The organism is Pseudarthrobacter sp. 902506025 (genome assembly GCF_040702325.1).
Taxonomy (GTDB): domain Bacteria; phylum Actinomycetota; class Actinomycetes; order Actinomycetales; family Micrococcaceae; genus Arthrobacter.
In genome coordinates, this window is the sequence record NZ_JBFBKW010000001.1 from 205,652 (window position 1) to 225,131 (window position 19,480).

The following is a 19,480-nucleotide window of genomic DNA, read 5'->3' on the forward strand; positions in this document are numbered from 1 at the left end:
CCACGGCGTCCTTGCGTGGGAACTTGTTATTCCAAGGGCAGGGGAGCTCGGGGCTACGGGCTTCAGAGTGTGGCGGCTTCCCGGCTTGGGCCAGCGGTGCGGAGGCCACGCTTGGCATTCGCCGTGCCTCAACAATTGGTCTCACATTTCGAGAACTTGCAGGCTGGTAAGGCCTCAGGGACTCAGGTAGAGTCTGTGAGACCTCTCTTTTCGGGATTTTTTCCCGGCGTGGTAAAAAAGATATGCGGGGATACCCGTAAGGTCAAGTCACTGCTCCAGGCCGGCCCTTCGCGAGCAGAAGTGGACTAAGGCGAGTGCGGTCGGACGCGAAAAGGAGTGGCTATGACAAGCGTGGAGAGCGTGAAGCCACGCCGGGGCCGGCCGCGGCGGGTTGATCGCGAACGAATCATCGAGGCCGCCAAGGTACTTGACCCAGCAACTTTGACAATGCAGGCCCTCGCTGAGGAGATTGGCGTGGACCGGAAGACTCTGCATTACCACGTTGACAACCGCGACTCGCTGCTGCGGATGGTTGCTGCCGATGCATTCCGTGAGGCAGTTGCGGCCCACGATTTCACTCCCGAGAAGGACTGGAGGAAGGCCATACGCGCATTTGCCCATATCACCAGGGATGCCGTCATGGCTGCCGGCGCATGGGCAAGTTATGTCGGCTACGAAACCGAGGCCGATCTTGAGGCTATCCGACCGGCCGAGGCGGCTGCGGAGGCGCTCGTTGCCGCGGGTCTGGCCGAAGCTGAAGCCGGACGGGTGATCGCAATGCTGGCGGGCCTTGCCTTCACGTCCGCCACGGACCGCTCCATTCCAAAAACCGCTGGCCGACACCCTCAGGAACCCGTCCTTGAACACCTGCTTGAGAAGGCCCCGCAAGAGGAGTTCACACTTCTCCGCAAGCTGGTTGGAGGCCGGTCAACGGAACTCGGCACCGAAGAGCAGTTTGCCTTTAATCTCGACATTGTGACTCTTGGCGTGGAGCGCCTGCTCGAACGGCCGTGAGGCGGGGCTTCGTCACGATTTGCACCATGAGGGTCAACGGCGCACCACTTAGGCGCCTCCCTCGGGTGACAGGCCGGGAGGGACTGCCACAGCTGCATGCCGGTTGACTGCTGGTCCACGCGTGACTTTTGTCGACCTCCGCCTTCTCCTGACTGCGCCAGCGCTGCGGGGTTCTCCAAGGTCAAGTCCGTTTCCTGCCCACGCTCCCTCCGGTCACCCCATCGAGCATCACTGGACAGGTCGGCCCATGCTCTGACCCAAACCGCTGTTTCTCGCTGCCCGGCCTAACTGCCAGGACAAGCTCCCGCCACTCAATGTCGCACGCCCGCTTTGGCGTGCGACTTGACTCACACTGCTGGGCCATCTAGGGTTTTTCCCACCCCGGGAAAAAACGGGCGCCGCGGTGGGAACACCAGCGGCTTGCTTCAACGGTGAAGGACAACCGTGGCGAGGACAGCCTGCAGACCCGCTTTGTTCCGGCGTCGTCGGGCACACCAGTAAAGCGTTGAGGGAATGACCCCCCTCTTGCCACGCCCGCGGTGTCGCGGGCTGGCGGAATAGGAGACCCAGTGAAAAACCAAGTACTGTCAACCCCTGATGTGGCGGTTCCCGTCGCAGACCAGGTCGAAGACCTCATCTCGCGCATGACCCTGGAGCAGAAGGTCGCCCAGCTCCAGTGCACCATCCCCATCACAGGCCACCTCGACGCAGGTCTGGCTAAGTTCCCCCACGGTCTGGGCGCTTCGGGAAGCATCAGCACCGGGGTATCCATCGAGGCCGACGCCGACCACTACGACCAGGTCCAGGACGCCGTGGTGGCCAAAACCGACCTGTCAGTGCCGCCGTTGCTCCATGGCGAGGCTGTCTCAGGCTGGACGGGACTTGGAGGGACAGTATTTCCCTCGGCGATCGGGCTGGGGGCCACGTGGCAACCGGACACGGTCGAAGGCATGACCGACATCGTCCGTGAGCAGATGCTCTCCGTTGGGGTGCGCCAGGCGCTGTCCCCCATCATGGACGTCGCCCGGGATCCCCGCTGGGGCCGCGTGGGCGAGACCTACGGCGAGGACCCCACGTTGTGCGCTGCCATGAGCGTTGCCTTCGTGAAGGGCCTGCAGGGGCAGAACCTTGCCGACGGCGTGGCCGCCACCGGAAAGCACTTCCTCGGCTTCGGCCTCGGGGAGGGCGGTCTGAACATGACATCCAACCCGATTTCCCCGCGCGAGCTCCGCGAGGTCTACGCCAAGCCGTTTCAGGCTGCCATCACCGAGGCCAACCTCGCTGGCATTATGAATTCCTACGGCACCATCGATGGCGAACTCATCATTGCCTCAAAGCACATCCTCGATGATCTGCTGCGCGAAGAAATGGGCTTCGAAGGCCTGGTCGTTTCCGACTACATGTCCATCAACCTCGCCGTCGACCTGAACGTCGGAGCAGACCCCACCGACGGTGGCATTAAGGCACTCAAAGCCGGGCTCGATGTTGAATTGCCCACGCCCTACGGCTTCACTGACGGCTTGGTCGAGGCAGTCAGGCGCGGCGAGCTCGAAGAGCGTTTCATCGACCGCGCGGTACGCCGCATGCTGACCCTTAAAGCTAACCTCGGCCTCCTTGAAGACAACGCAGCACGCAAAGAAATGATCGCAGCCGCCTACGAGCCGGAATCCACCAAGGCACACAGCCTGAAGGCGGCGCGCGAATCGATCGTTCTGCTGAAAAATGAAGGGCTTCTTCCGCTGAACAAGGCTACGAAGAAGATCGCCGTTATCGGCCCTCACGCCAACTCTTTGCGCCTGTTCTTCGGCTGCTACACCTACCCGGCTTCAATCGATCTGGCAATGAGCGGGACCATGTCGGAAATGGCGGGAATGCTCGACCTTCCTGAATTGACTGCCTCATATGAACAGCCCCCGCTGGCGCCGCTCTTTGAGGGCAGCGACGTCCGCTCGGAGCCCGCAGCGGTGGAGCAGGCGCTTCAAGGTGCGCTGGGGCACAAAACACCAACTATTGTCGCTTCTATCCAGGACAAGTGCCCCGAAGCCGAAGTGGTGTACGAAAAGGGCTGCGACATTGCCGGCACCAATCGCACGGGTTTCGATGCTGCTGTTGCCGCCGCCCAGGACGCGGACGTTGTCATTCTGACCCTCGGCGGTAAGTACGGCTGGGGCAGTTCCTGCACCTCCGGGGAAGGCATCGACACGGCCAACGTCGGCCTTCCCGGGATCCAGGAAGAACTTGCCCAGCGCATCTTCGAGACCGGCACACCCGCTGTCATGGTGCACATGGACGCCAAGCCGCTCTCCAGCGTCTACGTCGCCGAACACTTCCCGGCCATCATCGAAAACTGGTTCCCGGGTGAAACCGGAGGCCAGGCACTGGCTGACGTACTTTTCGGCGACTACAACCCTGCGGGACGTCTGCCGATGACGGCGGTCAGGGACGCCGGCCAGATCCCCCTTTACGCAGCCCACCGCCGCAGCAACAGCTTCAGCAGCGCCGGGACCATGATCATGAACCGGTACGTGGACGGTTCCAAGGTCCCCCTGTTCCACTTCGGGGAGGGAAAGAGCTACACCACCTTTGAGTACTCCAACCTCAACCTGACCCCGACGGTTACAGCCGACGGCGCGGTGCAGCTGTCCTGCGATATCACCAACACCGGGCAGCAGGACGGCGAAGAGGTCGTCCAGGTGTACATCCGTGACGAGCTGTCCAGCATGGTCCGTCCGGTGCAGGAACTGGCAGGCTTCAACCGGGTGTTGGTCAAAGCCGGGGAAACAAAAACCGTTCACTTTTCGATGCGGGCTGACCAGTTCGCCTTCCTTGACGTCGACATGCGGTGGGTTGTTGAAGCCGGCCAGATGACCGTCAACGTCGGGGCTTCCTCAGCTGATATCCGCTTGACGGGATCGTTCGACATCGAGAACTCCGCCGTCATTGATGGAAAAAACCGCGGCTTCTACGCCACAACCACCGTCTCCTGACACCACACTGTGCGGGACACGCCGGGCAGGACGCCCGAGTGTCCCGCACTCGTCCGCCCGCCACCACAAGACCGGGGGCAGATAAGAAACCCAAGGACTAAACATGCCAACACCAGCAACCCAAACGGAAACATTCAATGAGGCCGCCGCACGCGTCCGCAACGGCGGCCACCTGTCGGAAGAGGCTGACCAGCTTCTGGGACAACTGACGCAGGACGAGAAACTATGGCTCCTCGACGGCGACGCCGAGTTCTGGTCCGGCATGGCAGAGATGAGCGCGGGATATAACCGCAGGCCCATTGTCATGGGCGAAATCGCCCGGCTCGGAATCCCCGGGCTGCGGTTCAGCGATGGCCCCCGTGGCGTCGTGATGGGCGAGTCCACCGCTTTTCCCGTTTCCATGGCCCGCGGAGCGACCTGGGACCCGGAGCTGGAGGAGGAAATCGGCACCGCCATCGGCCGGGAAATGCGCGCACAGGGCGCCAACTTCTTCGGCGGGGTTTGCATCAACCTTCCCCGCCACCCAGCCTGGGGCCGGGCCCAGGAAACCTATGGTGAAGACCCTTACCTGTTGGGTGAATTCGGCGCCGCCCTCGTCCGGGGTATCCACCCGAACGCGATGGCCATTGCCAAGCACTATGCCCTGAACTCGATGGAGAACGCCCGTTTCAAGGTCGATGTCAAGGCCGATGACGCGACACTGCACGAGGTCTTCCTTCCGCACTTCCGCCGGGTCGTCGAAGAAGGCGTCGACGGCATTATGACCTCCTACAACTCCGTGAACGGCGAATGGGCCGGCCAAAACGAAACCCTCATGGAGGACATCCTCCGGCGCCAGTGGGGCTTCGAAGGCGTGACCCTGTCCGACTTCGTCTTCGGGCTCCGCGACGCCGCACTGTCGCTGCAGGCCGGCCTGGACGTCGAGGCGCCCATGCGTCAACAACGCGCCCACCGGCTGCCCGCAGACCTGGAATCCGGCCGCGTCACCTGGGACCAGGTGGACCGGGCAGCGCGACGCATCCTCCGTACCCAGCTCGCCCATTACGCGGCCAGGAACACCGAGGAACCTGGCCTCGACGTCATACTCAGCGAGGAACACCGCGCCTTGGCCCGAAAAGTTGCCGCCACATCGATGGTGCTACTAAAGAACGAGCCCGTCGACGGAACACCCCTGCTGCCCCTGAAGGCAGACGAGATTGCGTCCGTGGCCCTGATCGGGCGGCTCACCAACCTTCCCAACACCGGGGACCAAGGATCCTCAAACGTCCGCTCGCCCGAGGTTGTGACTGCCCTGGACGGCATCAGAACTGCGCTCCCGGCAGCCAGCATCCTATCCGTTCTGGACGATGATGCCGACGCAGCCGCAGCAGCTGCAGCCCAAGCTGATATCGCCGTCGTTGTCGTCGGCTACACGGCTCAGGACGAAGGCGAGTTCATCGGTTCGGAAGGCATGTCTGACCCCGCCATCCTCGCCGTGTTCCCCCCCTGCCCGAGGGTGTAGATCCGTCAGACCTGTCAGGAGCAGCTGGGGCCATGGGCACCGCCGAGGGCGGCGACCGCGCAAGCCTTCGGCTTCGCCCCATCGACGAGGCCATCATCAAGGCGACGGCACAGGCTAATCCGCGCACCATCGTCGTAGTCGTCACTGCCGGCGCTGTCATCACCGAGGACTGGCGCTCACAGGTACCCACCCTGCTGATCGGCTGGTACAGCGGCGTGGAGGGAGGACACGCCCTGGCCGACGTACTGACCGGCACAGTGGATGCCAGCGGCCGGCTGCCTTACTCGATCCCCACCACAGAGGAGCACCTGCCGTACTTCGACCGTGATGCCAGCAGCATCACGTATGACCGCTGGTTCGGTCAGCGGCTGCTGGACCGCGACGGGCACCCCGCCGCTTTCCCCCTCGGCTACGGACTCTCCTACACAAGCTTCGAGACCACTGAACTGTCCGTGACTGGTGTATCCGGGGAGTCTTTGGCAGCCTCCGTCCGCGTTACCAACACCGGCAGCCGCGACGGCCGTCATGTCGTCCAGCTCTACGCCACGACCACGGCGGAAGATTTCCCCACAAGGGTTCTGATCGGTTTCACGCCGGTCCACCTGGAACCAGGCCAAACCGCCACCGTCACGCTGGAAGGTTCCCTGCGCCCCCTGCAGCGCTGGGCAGACGGGGGTTTCTCCTGGGCCGCTGCCGAAGCGACCCTGGAAGCCGGCGCCTTCTCCGGCGACCCGAACGCTTCGACTGCTGCACTTCACCTGCCCTGACCAACCCGTCAACGACCGACGGAACAACGACACGCAAGGAAAACAACGATGCAGAAAACATCCTTTAATCACGGCTGGGGTGTCCGCCGCCAAACCAGCCCTTTCCTCGAGATCATGGGCCAGGCACAGGCGCCGGTTCCTGTCACGCTGCCCCACGACTGGCTGATTTCCCAGCCCCGCTCCGCCGACAACCAGCCGGGGGGCCTCACCGGATACTACGGCGAAGACGTCATCGAATACGTCAAGACCTTCCACGCGCCGGAGGGCTACCGGGAAGGGCGCGTCGAGATCCAGTTCGACGGCGTCTACCGTGGGGCGATGATTTTCGTAAACGACGCCTTCGTCGGCCAGCGTCCGTACGGATACATCCCCTTCTCGGTCCGGATCGACCCCTACCTGCACGACGGCGACAACGAAATCCGGGTGGAGTGCCGCAACCACTTCGACGCCCGCTGGTACTCCGGCCTGGGAATTTACCGGGACACTCACCTGCTTGTCGGCCCGCCCCTGCACGTGGCACGGAACGGCGTCAAAATCCGCACCATCAGCGCCGACGCAGAAACAGCGGTCGTCGGGGTCATCACCGAGCTCCAAAACGACTCCAAAGAACTGCACACCGTCAAGGTCGTCACCGAACTCGTGGACAAGACCGGCACGGTCGTTGCGGCCGAATCGGCTTCCCTTGCGGTACGCCCGGCTGAGTCCTCGCGGCTGCGCCAGCAGTTCACTGTAGATGCCCCGGAGCGTTGGAGCGTCGACTCCCCGTCGCTGTACACCTGCCGGACCCGTTTGGAACCCAGCAACAGCGCTGGCGAAACCGTTGAAACCAGCTTCGGTATCAGAACGCTGGAGTGGGACGTGCGGCACGGCATGCGAATCAACGGTGAAACAGTGAAATTGCGCGGCGGCTGCATCCACCACGACAATGGCTTGATTGGCGCTGCCACCATCGCCCGCGCGGAAGAACGCCGCGTTGAACTCCTCAAAGAGGCGGGCTACAACGCCATCCGCTCCGCCCACAACCCCATCAGCGCTGCAATGCTCGATGCCTGCGACAGGCTTGGCATGCTGGTCCTCGACGAGTTCACCGACGGCTGGACCTCCTCCGGACTCGGTTTCGGCTACGGCGTAGACATGAATGAATGGTGGCGCCGCGACCTCACAGAAATGCTGGAGCGGGACTACAACCACCCAAGCGTCATCATGTATTCCATCGGCAACGAGGTCTCCGATACCGGCAACACCTGGGGCGCCATCCACGGTCGGGACATGGTCGACTTCATCAAGACCCTCGATGACACCCGCCCCGTCACCAACGCCATCAACCCCATGATGACCGTCCTCCACGACCTCAAAGCCCAGGTTGGCCAGCAGGCCGACGATGCCGGCGGAGTCAACTCCTTCATGCGCGACTTCGGAGAACTGACAAAAGACCTGGTCGCATCCGACCTCGCCACAGCGCGGCTTGAAGAAGCGATGTCCCAGGTGGACATCCCCGGCTACAACTACGCCTACGGCAGGTACGAGCTGGACATGAAACAGCACCCTCAGCGGCTGCTGGTCGGCACGGAAGGCCTGCCCAACAAACTCGATGAAGTATGGGACTACGTCAAACGCCACCCGCAGGTCATCGGAGAATTCAGCTGGACTGCCTGGGAATACATCGGCGAAGCCGGCCTCGGGGCGGACAAGCCCGCCGAAGAAGCCTTCTTCGGGAACTACCCCTGGCGCCTGTCCATGACCGCCGACCACGGCGTCACCGGCCAGCGCCGTACGCTCTCCTACTGGCGTGAAGTGGTCTGGGGGTTGCGGACCACCCCGTACATCGCAGTCCACCGCCCCGACATCACCGACAAGGAAAGCCTCAAAGCCTCCCTCTACACCTGGAGTGACAGCGTCAGCAGCTGGACCTGGGGAGGCTACGAAGGCACCCCGATGACCATCGAGGTGTACTCCGACGCCGAGGAAATCGAACTGCTCCTCAACGGTCACTCCATTGGCCGCGCCCCGGCCGGGGAGACAAACCGGTTCATGGCAGTTTTCGAGGTGGACTATCAGCCCGGTGAGCTCGTCGCTGTCGCCTACCGCAACGGTCAGGAGACAGCCCGCGAAGTTCTGCGGTCCGCTGCGGCCACTACCGGGCTAACAGCAGCCCCGGACCGGACCGAAATCCGCGCCGACGACAACGACCTCGCTTTCGTGACCATCAGTATTGCCGACAATGCCGGCATCATTGATGTTCTGAACAATACGGCAGTGACAGTGACAGTCAGCGGCAACGGCGTCCTCCAGGGTCTTGGCAGTGCCGATCCAAAATCAGAAGACGACTACGCGTCATCGGTCTGCACAACCTTCCTCGGTCAGGCGCTTGCCGTCATCCGCCCGACCGGTCCCGGAGAGATCAAGGTCAGCATCGAGTCTGAAAAATTCGCGACGGTGGAAACAGTTATCAAGGCCATCTAAGCTGCAGCGGGCGGCATTGCCTGGGCCAGGGAAACAGGACTAGGCAGCGCCGCTAGCGTTGACGCACGGGAAGATCCGGGACCTTATGCCCTGGACTCCGCCACCCGCCTGCCAGGACCAGGGGTTTCTGACCCAAAGCCTCAAACAAAAGGGCCTGGGATCCGGTATAGCCGGATCCCAGGCCCCTTGCACAATCAATATCTTCCTATTGGCTGCAGGGTTCTCCTCAGGCGCCGGCGGCTACAAGCTGGTCGTGCGTTTGGGGGTGGTGGCTCAAAAGCCCGCCATCGACAGAAATGATCTGGCCGGTGATGTAGGCAGCGGCGGGGGAGGCAAGGAATGTGACAACCTCGGCCAAGTGCTCCGGTGTGCCCAGATACGGGGTCAGGGTATGCCGGCCCAGAATCTCGAGTGCGTTGTCGGTAATACCACCCTTGGCTGATGCGCTCAGTGTAAAGCCCGGACACACGGCATTGCATCGGATTCCCTGCCGGCCGTACTGGGTTGCGGTGTAAATGGTGAGTGCATTGATTGCCGCTTTGCAGGCGCCGTAGGCCACCCGGGTGATGTCACCGCCAAGGGCGGACACGGAGGAAGTGTTGACAATCGCCCCTCCTCCGTTCTGCAGCATGAGCTTCACGGCGTGCTGGGAGGCAAGGGCATAACCCCGGACATTGATGTCGAACATTGCATCCCACACGTCGATCTCCAGATCGATAAGGGTGGTGTCTTTCGCCAGAACGGCGGCGGCATTGTTGTGCAGGATATCGACCGTACCGTAGGCAGAAACCGCACGCTCAAACAAAGCCTTGATACTGCCCGGATCACTAAGGTCCAGACGCTGTGCGATCGCTTCGCCTCCTGCGGCGCCAATCTCTTCCGCCAACGCCTGCGCAGCATCTTCTTCGAGGTCCGCGACAACCACCTTTGCCCCCCTCCCGGCCATCATGCGCGCGGTGGCTCCACCAATGCCTACCCCAAGCTGCCGCAACGTCGCACCCGTAACGACGGCGACCTTGCCAGCAAGGTCCAAACCGGTGGTTGCTGCTGTATTCATCCAAAGCTCCTTTTAAAGTAGTTATGGACCCGGCCGACCCTTTCAGCGGACCCGCCACCGCCCGTTCGAGCCGTTATCAACCGATCAGTGCCTTGACCCGGTCAGCGACCATGTCAATGGTCCGGGTTGGGGAAAGACGTCCGAGGCGGTCAACACCGCGGGCGTCGGCACCTATGAGCACACGGAACGATTCGGACGCCACTGCGTCGACGATCTGCCGTCCGGCATCCTGGGGTGACGTAGTTTTCGGTGGTTTCCCATTCGGCAGCGTCAGTTTTGAGGTGTCGAGGGTGACTCCTGAGTTCCCCAGAATGTCCGTTCCGACACCGCCGGGAAAGACAACGGTGACGTTGATGTTGGTATCTCGCAGTTCCGCGTAGAGCGTCTCGGTGAACAACTTCACGGCAGCCTTACTTGCCCCATAGGCGCCTTGGCCCGGGGAGGGAACAAGTCCTCCCATGCTGGAGACGTCAACAAGACTCGCAGCCGGGCGTTCGAGCAACGCGGGGAGGAACGCCTTGACCATGTACACGGTGCCCCAGAAGTTGACGGACATGACCCGCTCAATCTCCTCGATCGAGAGTTCCATGAGGGGAACAAACCGGTGGATGATCCCGGCGACGTTGATCAGGCCATCTATCTGGTTGTGCTCCTTGAGAATGTCTTCCGGGAGTGTCTGCACAGCTGCTCGGTCCGTGATGTTCAGGGTGTGCAACGACAGTGCGCCGACGGGTGCGCCGGCACGCGAGGCAGTTTCCGTCAAAGCGGACTGATTGAGATCCACAGCCGCGACGCGCGCTCCCCGCCGCAGCAGCTCGAGAACGACTTCGCGCCCGATGCCGTTGCCGCCACCGGTAACCGCGAAAACCTTGTTCTTTAGTTCCATGGATCAAATCCCCTTTGAAGATTCCCGGGCATGTCTCTTCGACCGGGTGGTCGCTTCTGAGTCGCGTAGCGCCCGGTTTCGAGAACGCTGCCAGGACGATTGTGCTGAGCCTTCCGCAGCCTGGCCGCTGCCGGTTTGGCTGGAAGTTGCCGAGATCGCGCCTACCTTTTTGAAAGCAGTGGGTGCAGCGCCAGGAAGGAACGCGGATATTTCCCGGACTGGGGAAAATTTAGCCGTGCTGACCGTGCAAGTCAACCCCCGACGCAGTGAACCGACGGGGCGCCGCGGAGCCCACGTCACCCGCCGGGGCTGCTGGGCATTGACGAAACCAGGGAGGCGGGTCTACTGTTTTTCCCGCATGGGAAAAACTTGCCGGCGATTCCCAGAATGTAATTACCAACTGGGCGTGAGGATCTCAGAGCGACTGGGATGCGCCTGGAGCCAATGCGCCCCTTGATGGCTCCGCCTCCGTGACCGGGCCGGCGTGGGGAACTGGTTCCCAAGGCGGCGCGACATAGCCGCGGGGTCGGTCGGACACTCTGCGGGTGAACCTCCATCAACGAAGGTCACTCATATAGGGACCACACGACCGAGGCCGACCCGTGTTGCGGATTGTCCGGCATTACTGAAGCGCTAACACCTGCCTCTACTCAAACCCCCAAAGGAGCGGACATGACGACAGAGTCGCGGAATGCATCGCAGGACCCGATCCGCGTCGGTGTGCTGGGAGCGGCCACCATCGTGAAGGAGGCACTCCTCCGCCCAAGTTCACGGGTCGACGGGATCCAGGTAACTGCCATAGCGGCGCGGGTCCCGGAACGGGCGGTCCGTTACGCGGCCAAACACCACATTGCCAGGGTGCATTCGTCATATGCGCAACTGTTGGATGATCCGGACATCGATGCCGTATATATCCCACTTCCCTCCGCTCTGCACGCTCAGTGGATCGTAGAAGCCCTAAATGCGGGAAAACATGTGCTCTGCGAGAAGCCGTTTACAAGCAACGCAACGGCTGCGGAGGAAGTGGCATCAGTTGCTGCCACTTCCTCCTTCGTCCTGATGGAGGCTTACCACTCGCACTACCACCCGCTGCGGAAAAGACTGCACGAGATTCTTGAATCAGGCGAGTTGGGGGAAATTTGGGGTGCAAATGCCTACGCCTGTGCCCCCATTCCGCCTGGGAGGGACATACGGTGGAACTTCGCTTTAGGCGGTGGCGGTTTGCTCGACCTCGGCTACTACCCGTTGAGACTGCTTCGCGACTTGTTTGGCGAGGCCGGCGAGGTACAGGCCACTGCAAGAACGCGGGGAGCCATCGACGCCCGGTTGGAAGCGCAGCTGACCCATGTCGGGGGAGTCACGTCGACGTTGATGTCCTCGCTCTGGTCCAGGACCCTGCTGGCCTCGCGACTCGAGGTTCAAGGCTCTAAGGGCCGTATGCGTGTCGGCACCCCCACCCACCCGCAATTGGGCGGAAAAATTCGTATAGAAGGTATTTGCGGCTCGCGTACGGAACGTCCGGACCGGCGTTCCACATACGACTACCAGTTGGAAGCCTTTAGAGATGCAATACGGGGCGGGGCGGTCCAGACGGGCGCCCGCGAAGCTGTTGCCCAGCTGCGGGCAATCGACGCCCTTTACGAGGCAGCGGGACTTCCAGTAAGACCGTCCAGCCCTGTCAGAGCACTCAAGTAGCCCCCCATGGCTGCCCGAAGCACCCTTAGCCCACAGCAGGAGGCCACCGTGGACACGCCAGCTGATCGCGCAAAGCCTTGCGGCAAGGGACAGTTTGCAGGCAAGACCATCATCGTCACTGGCGCTGCAGCGGGGACCGGTCAGGCAACGGCACTGCATATAGCCAGCCAGGGGGGACGCGTCATAGCCGTGGATATCAACGAGGAACGTCTCGACTACCTGGTGGCGCAGAATCCCGGCCTGGACCTGGTGCCCGTCCCGGGCGATGTTGCCAGCACTGAAACCGTCTCTGCGGCCGTTGCTAGTGCCGGGCAGGTGGACGGGCTGGCGAACATCGCCGGTGCTGTCGATAACTTCGCCCCCATTCACGCCATCGACGATGAGCTGTGGGAACGTGTCTTTCATGTGAACGTCACAGCTCCGATGCATCTCACCCGTGCAGTTCTGCCGATGATGCTCGCTCGTGGCCGGGGGTCTGTCGTAAACCTCGCTTCCGAGGCAGGATCGATCGAATCCGCGGCGGGGGCTGCCTACACCGCCTCGAAATACGCTGTGCTCGGGTTGACCAAGAACTCGGCCTTGGCTTTTGGCGCCCAGGGCTTGCGCTTCAACGCAGTAGTGCCCAGCCCTTCCCTTCCAGGAGATTCAAAGTGGCGGTCACCTGGCCTTCTGGAAGGACTTGGCGCATCAAGGACGGCGACTCCGTCGATGGCTCCGACCGCTGTGCAGGTTGCCGAGTGCATCAGCTTCCTGCTCAGCGACGAAAGCTGTGAGGTGAATGGAGCCCTCGTCCGCACCGATGGCGCCTGGAGAACGATTTAGAGGAGGCGCTGGTGCGCGGAAACCAGCGGCCCCGGACGGGGTAGGCCCGGGGCCGCTGGAATGCCTGGTCGGCACCTAAACGTGGCTTACCGCGCAGCCGGGGGCTGAGGAGCATTACTCGCTCAGTCATAGGGCGAAAATACTGCAGCTGAGCCGATGTTCCTCCCCAGCCAAGAGGCGGATGAGGTCCTTTCCGCTGTTGAAGGCATCCGGGGGGCAGCTCATTGGTTCCACAGCGAGACCCAACCTGGTGGGCAGGGGTGGCGTGCGGTCGGCCGTGTGCAATTGAAGCCAAGGGCAGCTGCGGTCCCAGGACATTCCTACCCCAACACCGGTAGGGTCCCAGAGCGTCAGCCCGGCTCGGCCGGAATCGTCGAAGGCAAGTCCTGTAAACGCGTGGTCCATGGCCGTCGAACCGATGGGCCGCGGATCCCTATAATCAAAGGCATGGCCGTGCACGTCGCACTCCCCGGTCGGAAGTAACCGGTCTGCGGTAACGGCGAGGAACCGCTCGGCACCGAGCTGAAGGATCCACTGGTCCAAGGGAGACGGGCCGGCCACCAGGTATGGGTGGGGGCATGCGCCGTAGGGAGCTGCCGATGTACCCGTGTTCCTGGCGGCCAGGGTGATGCTCAGGCCCTCCGGTGTCAGCCGGTACTCGGCAGTCAACTGCAGGCTGAACGGATATCCCTTAGAGGCTGAGACAGTCGTCTCGAGTATCACCGTCGTGTCCTCGTGGAGCACCGGTTCCCACGCCTTGTCGAACACCAGGCCATGCAGTGCGTTGCCGCGGGCCTGCTCGTTGCGCGGCAGCTCCAGGGCGTTGCCCTCGAAGGTGTAGTGCCCGTCCGCGATGCGGTTTGGCCAGGGCGCTGCGATGATTCCCCTGTAGTCCGGAGTGGGATGTCCCGTGCGGGACGGAAGGACCAAATCCCTTTCACCGAACTGCAAGTTCAGCAGGGTAGCTCCTGTTGCACTGACGGTGGCAGTGTAGCTGCCGGACCTGATCGCGTACTCGCTCACCGGTGCGTCCAACGCATCCATCAGGCGTAAAGGCCTGCATAGCTGCGGTACCTGGAGAGCACCTGCGCAGTGTCTGCAGCCGCGGGACGTTCCACGGCGTTCAGTGGCCAGTCAGGAAAGCTCCCCGTCAGGGCAGCGGCTGCCTGGCGGGCGGCCCCGTCCGCGACGTATTCGCCGGGTTGGGGGACGGTGATGTCGATGCCCAGGAGTTGAACTGCCACGTCCTGAACAGCAGGTGACTGGGCGCCACCGCCTACGAGGATTATTCTTCGAGCCTTGACGCCCTGGGCCTGCAGGGCGGCCAATCCGTCCGCGAGTGAGCACACGACTCCTTCGACGGCGGCGCGGGCCAGGTTCTCGGGGGTGTAATTGGCTCGGGTGATGCCATGCAAGGCGCCTGTTGCGTCCGGCAGGTTTGGGGTGCGTTCGCCGTCGAAATAGGGGACTAGGGTCAAACCGCCTGAACCGGAGGCCGCAGAGAGCGCCAGGGTATTAAATTCCTGCAGGGTGACTCCCAACAGCGCCGCGGTGGCGTCGAAAACACGGGTGGCATTCAAAGTGCATACGAGGGGGAGGTAATGGCCGGTTGCGTCGGCAAATCCGGCCACCAGGCCGGAGGGGTCGGCGGATGGTGTTTCAGAGACTGCGAAGACCGTGCCGGAGGTGCCCAGTGACATGACGACGTCCCCCAGCCGGGCGCCGGCTCCCAGGGCGGCGGCGGCGTTGTCTCCAGCTCCTGCAGCCAGGAGGACCCCGTCCGGGGTTTTTCCCGCCGTTTCAAGGGGACCAAGGACTTTCGGCAAGACGGGCAGGTGGCCGACCGAACCCGAGATGACTGCGGGAAGATACTGACCGGCAGCAGTCGAATAGTAGCCGGTGCCTGACGCGTCGGAACGGTCTGTCACGAGGGCTTGAAGACCTTCGGCGCCGGAATCTGGACCGTAACCAGCCAGCCTCCACGTCAGCCAGTCGTGCGGCAAACACACAGCGGCAACTTTCGCAGCGTTCTCCGGTTCGTTCTGGGTCAGCCAGTGCAGTTTGGTGAGTGTGAGGGATGCGACGGGGACCGTCCCGGTGGCACCGGCCCAGTATCCCGCTCCGGCAATCGGGTCACCTCCACCGGCGGCCTTGATCAGTTCCGTGGCGGCGCCGGCGCTGCGGGTGTCATTCCACAGCAGCGCGGGCCGGACCACGGCACCATCGGCGTCGAGGCAGACCATGCCGTGCTGTTGCCCGGCGACTGAGACGGCGGCGACGTCGTCGAGGCCGCCCGCCTGCGCGATGGCCTCCTGGAGGGCATTCCACCAGTGGTCCGGGTGGACTTCGGTGCCTTCGGGGTGGGTGGCGCGGCCCTGGCGGACGAGTTCTCCGGTGTCCGCGTCGCGGATGACTACTTTGCAGGACTGGGTGGAGCTGTCGACTCCGGCTACGAGCGGCATGGCTGTTCTTTTCTTTGTGCAGGAATGGAAACGCTGCGGGGCCTGGATTATCTCCAAGGCCCCGCAGCGGGTACTAAGTGGCTAGCGGGATCCCAGCAGGTGTTCGATGGCGAGCTGGTTGAGCCGGACGAAGGCAAAGGAGCGTTCGGCGGCCTTGTCGGCGTCGAAGTCCTCGAACGAGGCGGCATCCGCGAGCAGGTCGGCGGTGGTCTCGCCCGCGGTGAGGGTGGGCTCACCGAGTTCGAAGACGCCGGATGCCTTGAGTGCTTCCTGGACCTCGGGGTCTGCGCGGAAGGCCAGTGCGCGTTCCTTGAGGAGCAGGTACATCGCCATGTTGGCCTTGGCGGATTCCCAGACACCGTCGTAGCCGTCGGTGCGGGAGGGCTTGTAGTCGAAGTGGCGCGGGCCGTCGTACTTCGGGCCACCGCCCGGGAAGCCGTTTTCGAGCAGGTCCACAGTGAAGAAGGCGCTGGTCAGATCGCCATGGCCGAAGACCAGGTCCTGGTCGTACTTGATGCCGCGCTGGCCGTTGAGGTCGATGTGGAAGAGCTTGCCCGCCCAGAGGGCCTGGGCGATGCCGTGGGTGAAGTTCAGTCCTGCCATCTGCTCGTGCCCGGTTTCCGGGTTGAGGCCCACGATGTCGCCGTGCTCGAGCTGGGCGATGAAGGCCAGGCCATGGCCCACGGTGGGCAGGAAGATGTCGCCGCGGGGCTCGTTCGGCTTGGGCTCGAGGGCAATGCGCAGGTTGTAGCCCTTGTCCTTGATGTAGCCCGCCGCTGTGTCCACGCCTTCCTTCATCCGGTCCAGGGCAGCGGCGAGGTCCTTTGACCCGTCGTACTCGCTGCCTTCCCGGCCGCCCCACATGACGAACGTTTCGGCGCCGAGCTCGGCGGCAAGGTCGATGTTCCGCAGGACCTTGGACAGGGCGAAACGGCGGATGGAGCGGTCGTTGGACGTGAAGCCGCCGTCCTTGAAGACAGGGTGGCTGAACAGGTTGGTGGTGACCATCGGTACCTTCAGCCCGGTTTCCGCCAGCGCCGAGCGGAAGTTCTTCAGGATCAGCTCCCGCTCGGAGGCGGAGGCGTCGAACGGGACCAGGTCGTTGTCGTGGAAGGTGATGCCGTACGCGCCCAGTTCGCTGAGCTTGTGCACGGCTTCGACAGGGTCAAGGGCCTTGCGGGTGGCCACACCGAACGGGTCGGCGCCGGTCCAGCCGACCGTCCAGAGGCCAAACGTGAACTTGTCGGCGGGGGTGGGGGAGAGAGTCATGATGCGTCCTTGCAGTAAAGGGGCTGCTTCGGCAGCCAAATAGTTTATGCTCTGAACTATAAGGATGACCCCGATGCGGGTCAACATCAGTCCGGGCAAAAGCCCCGTGACGTGAAGGAGTAGACGTCGTGATGATGGCCGCGCCTCCCTACATCCAAGGTGTCCCCGGGGCTGGACATATGGAGGCTGTACGGAGGGGGAACTTGGCGCTGGTGCTGGGCAGAATCGCTGAAACCTCACCTGCCGGTCGTCGCAGCCGGGCTCAGATTTCCGCACTGACCGGGCTGACAAAGGCGTCGGTATCAAGCCTTGTGCTCGAGCTCATCTCGAGCGGCCTGGTCACCGAGGTGGGGCTGAACCAACAGTCGAGGGGCCGACCGGGAGTGGAGCTGGAGTTGAACCCCAACAAAGCGGTCCTCGGCGCGGAAATCAACGTCGACTACCTTGCCGTTGGTGTGGTCAGTCTGGCCGGGACCCTGCTCATGCACGAGGTTCGGGAGCGCGACAACCGCTCCGATGGGGTGGAACGAGTGATAGCCGCCCTGAGTCAGCAGTGTGCTGTGACAGCCGTGGCGGCGGAGAAGGAGGGCATCGACGTTCTTGGGGGTGGCCTTGCGGTGCCGGGACTGATCGATGCTGCCGGCCAGGTTGTGGTGAGCGCCCCTAACTTGGGCTGGAAAAATGCCAGGCCGGACCTACGCGTACTGCTTCCGGGCTCTCCGCTAGGTGTAGTCCTTTGCAACGAGGCCAACGCCGCAGCCTTGGCCGAAATGGACCATCAATCCGACACCGATTTCATGTTTGTTTCAGGTGAGGTGGGTGTCGGCGGTGGGCTCGTTGTCGGCCGTGAACTTTTCACTGGCGCTGATGGTCATGCGGGGGAGGTGGGCCACGTCGTGGTTGATCCTTACGGTTCTGACTGCTTGTGCGGTGGGAGGGGCTGCCTGGAAACGGTGGCCGGCCAGGACGCGATCGCCGACGCCGCCGGGCTCGCAGGACATCCAGCCCGAAGCAGCCGCTCACTAACGTTGTCCGTGCTGCTGGGGTTGTTGAAGGAAGGCGACGCACGGGCCCTGTCGGCGGTTGAGCGCGCAGGTTTCTGTCTTGGCTTGGCCCTGGCGTCCTCGGCGCGGATCGTACCTTTTACGTTGGTGGTCCTTGGCGGGCACCTTGCCGTTCTTGATCCGTGGCTGAGAATTTCGCTTATGGATAGCCTCCAGAGGTATTCCGCGGGAAAATTCCCTTCCGGAAACGTGCTGGTATCGGCTTTGGGGAGTACAGGGGCTTTGTTGGGTGCGGCGGGCCTCGCGCTTAGGTCAGTGCTGGAGGCACCGCATACACTGCGGCGGTGATCCCCAGGCCTCTTTCGTGTAAATGATCAAGACGGTGACGCCTGATTTTCGTGGCGCCACCGTCTTTGGAGTGATTCGGTCAGGAGCTGGCGCCGGGGTGCGTTAGCTGTTCCACCAGGGCTTTCGCTACTGCTGCATGGCCGGCTTCGTTCGGGTGCATCATGACAAAACCGCGGGAAAAGTCATACCCAGTGACCCACGGATCAGCTGAGCAGGCATCGTGGCCCTGGCTGTCCTTGGACGCGGTGACGAGTTCGGCTCCCGTTTGCTGGGCGGCGTGCTTGGTGGCAAGGCTCATCCCGCGGGCAACGTCAAGAAGAAACTTCTGACGCTGCTGCGGGATGGGAACCGATGCACAGGGCTTGCCATTGTCCGGCAGGACTGACAGGTAATCAACCAGGACCACCCGCGCGTGCGGAGCCTTCTCCTGGACAGCGTTCACGGTTGCTGCTAAGGCATCCTGGATGCCGGCGAGGCGGGCCTGCACGACCGAGTCCGGCACAGGAGTGCACAACCCGTACAGCTTCAGCTGGTTGCTGATCACGCTCAGCGGGTTTGCCGCAAGGTCTCCTCGACAGGCTTCGGCCATGAGGTTGCCGACATAGTTGACGTCATTGCCGCCAATGGTGATGGTTACCAGATCCGTGTCCGCGGTGACGGCGTTGATCTGCAGCTCGCCGGTCTGGCTGGAGCCATCCCAGCTCCAGATCTGCTGGGGCGTCGTCGCGATGTTGGGGATCGAGGCGCCGCCGCATGTCGCGTTCGTCAGGTTCAAACGAAGCTGACTGGCCACAAGGTATGGATAGGCAATGGTGGTCCGCCCGCATCGGCCGCCGGAGTCCGCTGGATCCGCGGGTCCGAGACCACCTCCGGCGGCGTAGGAGCTGCCAAGGGCAACGTAGTGGGCACCAGGCCCGGGTGCAGGAAGAGGCGCGGCGCTGGCGGGCAGAGCTGTGCAAAAGGCTGTAAGGGCGGTGACGGCGCAAGCTGCCGCCACCTTGCGGACAGCACCGAGGCATGCGGGCATAGATCAATCTCCTTGGGGGTTTTGCCGGGCTCCAGTCGCTACTTCGCGATCCGGATTATTCCCGGGTGGGGAAAATTTAGCGTTCGCTTGCGGGTTCGTCAAGAGCCGGCCGCTCCGGTGGCCATGGGAGTCGAACCCAACGGCCGCTGGCGCGGGCAGAACTTCGTTTGAGGAAGCA

The 19,480-nt window shown here is 62.9% G+C and carries 14 protein-coding genes; 8 read left to right on the forward strand and 6 right to left on the reverse strand.

Annotation, left to right across the window (positions count from 1 at the left end; translation table 11 throughout):
* Positions 1–342: 342 nt before the first annotated feature.
* The 5 genes from AB0280_RS00960 (at position 343) to AB0280_RS00980 (ending at position 8,732) form a co-directional block, all read left to right on the forward strand.
* Positions 343–1,014, forward strand: a complete 672-nt coding sequence (locus AB0280_RS00960; protein ID WP_285320362.1) for a TetR/AcrR family transcriptional regulator — start codon at positions 343–345, stop codon at positions 1,012–1,014.
* Positions 1,015–1,583: 569 nt separating this feature from the next.
* Positions 1,584–4,001: a glycoside hydrolase family 3 N-terminal domain-containing protein gene (locus AB0280_RS00965; RefSeq protein WP_366366027.1), complete on the forward strand. Its 2,418-nt coding sequence runs from the start codon at positions 1,584–1,586 to the stop codon at positions 3,999–4,001.
* A gap of 103 nt (positions 4,002–4,104) precedes the next feature.
* Positions 4,105–5,502 (forward strand): glycoside hydrolase family 3 protein, encoded by a 1,398-nt coding sequence (locus tag AB0280_RS00970; protein ID WP_366366028.1) that lies wholly within the window; start codon positions 4,105–4,107, stop codon positions 5,500–5,502.
* 32 nt (positions 5,503–5,534) lie between these two features.
* Positions 5,535–6,269 (forward strand): glycoside hydrolase family 3 C-terminal domain-containing protein, encoded by a 735-nt coding sequence (locus AB0280_RS00975; protein WP_366366029.1) that lies wholly within the window; start codon positions 5,535–5,537, stop codon positions 6,267–6,269.
* 48 nt (positions 6,270–6,317) lie between these two features.
* Positions 6,318–8,732: a glycoside hydrolase family 2 TIM barrel-domain containing protein gene (locus AB0280_RS00980; protein WP_307489345.1), complete on the forward strand. Its 2,415-nt coding sequence runs from the start codon at positions 6,318–6,320 to the stop codon at positions 8,730–8,732.
* Positions 8,733–8,958: 226 nt separating this feature from the next.
* Here the strand turns inward: AB0280_RS00980 and AB0280_RS00985 are convergent, their stop codons facing one another.
* Together AB0280_RS00985 and AB0280_RS00990 are read right to left on the reverse strand one after the other, a co-directional pair.
* Complete coding sequence (locus AB0280_RS00985) at positions 8,959–9,789, reverse strand: SDR family NAD(P)-dependent oxidoreductase (RefSeq protein ID WP_285320358.1); 831 nt, start codon at positions 9,787–9,789, stop codon at positions 8,959–8,961.
* A 76-nt stretch (positions 9,790–9,865) separates the two neighbouring features.
* Positions 9,866–10,675, reverse strand: coding sequence for an SDR family NAD(P)-dependent oxidoreductase (locus AB0280_RS00990; RefSeq protein ID WP_307489343.1), 810 nt, complete (start codon positions 10,673–10,675; stop codon positions 9,866–9,868).
* A 672-nt stretch (positions 10,676–11,347) separates the two neighbouring features.
* Here AB0280_RS00990 and AB0280_RS00995 point away from each other — a divergent pair.
* Both AB0280_RS00995 and AB0280_RS01000 read left to right on the forward strand, forming a co-directional pair.
* Positions 11,348–12,370 (forward strand): Gfo/Idh/MocA family protein, encoded by a 1,023-nt coding sequence (locus tag AB0280_RS00995; RefSeq protein WP_307489340.1) that lies wholly within the window; start codon positions 11,348–11,350, stop codon positions 12,368–12,370.
* Between the two features lie 48 nt (positions 12,371–12,418).
* Positions 12,419–13,192, forward strand: a complete 774-nt coding sequence (locus tag AB0280_RS01000) for an SDR family NAD(P)-dependent oxidoreductase (protein WP_366366030.1) — start codon at positions 12,419–12,421, stop codon at positions 13,190–13,192.
* Between the two features lie 126 nt (positions 13,193–13,318).
* Here the strand turns inward: AB0280_RS01000 and AB0280_RS01005 are convergent, their stop codons facing one another.
* The 3 genes from AB0280_RS01005 to xylA form a co-directional block, all read right to left on the reverse strand.
* On the reverse strand, positions 13,319–14,236 hold the full coding sequence (locus tag AB0280_RS01005; RefSeq protein WP_307489335.1) for an aldose 1-epimerase family protein: 918 nt from the start codon (positions 14,234–14,236) through the stop codon (positions 13,319–13,321).
* Positions 14,236–15,654, reverse strand: coding sequence for a xylulokinase (gene xylB, locus AB0280_RS01010; RefSeq protein WP_307489333.1), 1,419 nt, complete (start codon positions 15,652–15,654; stop codon positions 14,236–14,238). The genes AB0280_RS01005 and xylB overlap by 1 nt, the downstream gene beginning before the upstream one ends.
* Positions 15,655–15,735: 81 nt before the next feature.
* The gene (xylA, locus tag AB0280_RS01015) at positions 15,736–16,923 is read right to left on the reverse strand and encodes a xylose isomerase (protein WP_307489331.1); all 1,188 of its coding nucleotides are present in this window, start codon (positions 16,921–16,923) and stop codon (positions 15,736–15,738) included.
* A 131-nt stretch (positions 16,924–17,054) separates the two neighbouring features.
* Between xylA and AB0280_RS01020 the strand changes: the two genes are divergently transcribed.
* The gene (locus AB0280_RS01020) at positions 17,055–18,275 is read left to right on the forward strand and encodes an ROK family protein (protein ID WP_370871766.1); all 1,221 of its coding nucleotides are present in this window, start codon (positions 17,055–17,057) and stop codon (positions 18,273–18,275) included.
* Between the two features lie 79 nt (positions 18,276–18,354).
* On the opposite strand, the gene AB0280_RS01025 is transcribed toward AB0280_RS01020, so the two are convergent.
* Positions 18,355–19,302 (reverse strand): SGNH/GDSL hydrolase family protein, encoded by a 948-nt coding sequence (locus tag AB0280_RS01025; protein ID WP_307489329.1) that lies wholly within the window; start codon positions 19,300–19,302, stop codon positions 18,355–18,357.
* Between the last annotated feature and the right edge of the window lie 178 nt (positions 19,303–19,480).